At 67.6% G+C, this 944-nt stretch carries 1 protein-coding gene; it reads left to right on the plus strand.

The window, feature by feature from the left end; all coding sequences use genetic code 11:
* Positions 1 to 944, plus strand: a 944-nt coding sequence (locus SR3_RS30295; protein ID WP_157099226.1) for a sulfatase-like hydrolase/transferase, incomplete at both ends; no start/stop codon positions are given.

Consider the following 944-nt stretch of genomic DNA (forward strand, 5'->3'; position numbering starts at 1 on the left):
CCTGCCGTTGCTGCAGCCGCATCCGCCCTATGCCGCGCCCCAGGGCTTCGACACGATGTACAACCCTGCCGATCTGCCCGCGCTGGTGCCGCCGGGCCTGCCGGGCAAGCCGCTGTTCCATCAGGCGATCCGCGAGACCTATGGCCTCACCCAGGTCAGCGATGCCGATTTGCGCAAGGTGCGCGCCACCTATTACGGCCAGGTCAGCTACACCGACTGGGTGCTGGGCGAGCTGATGGAGGCCATGGAACGCACCGGGCGCGACCGCGACACCGCTCTGGTCGTCAGCAGCGACCATGGCGATTACGCGGGCGACTATGGGCTGATCGAGAAATGGCCGGCGGGGCTCGAAAGCTGCCTGACGCAGGTGCCGCTGATCGCGCGGGTGCCGGGCGGCAAGGCGGGCGGCGATGCGCATGACATGGTCGAGCTGTACGACATCATGGCGACCTTCCTCGAACTGGGCGGCACGCGGGCCACGCACACCAATTTCGCGCGCAGCCTGCTGCCGCAGATCCACGGGGGACCGGGCGACCCCAACCGCGCGGCCTTCAGCGAGGGCGGCTACAACATCTACGAGCCGCAGGCCTTCGAGCCCAAGCTGGGCGGCCTTTATGCGCCCAAGACCAACCTGCAGAACGACCGGCCCGAGACGATCAGCCGCTGCGCCTCGGTCAAGACGCAGAAGTGGTCGTACATCGCGCGCCCGGGCGGCCAGAGCGAACTCTACGACCGTCAGGCCGATCCGCTGGAAACGCGCAACCTGATCGCCGAGCGCAAGCATGAGGCGGTGCGCGGCGAGATGCAGCAGCGTCTGGTCAACTGGTACATCGACACCAGCGGCGTGCCCGAAGAGCATCGCGATGCCCGCGATATGCCACCCTTCGTCCCCAACAACGCCTTCCCCGATGCGCAGGCCCGCAGTCACGCGTTGCTGGACCAAT

The organism is Novosphingobium rosa NBRC 15208 (assembly GCF_001598555.1).
GTDB lineage: Bacteria > Pseudomonadota > Alphaproteobacteria > Sphingomonadales > Sphingomonadaceae > Novosphingobium > Novosphingobium rosa.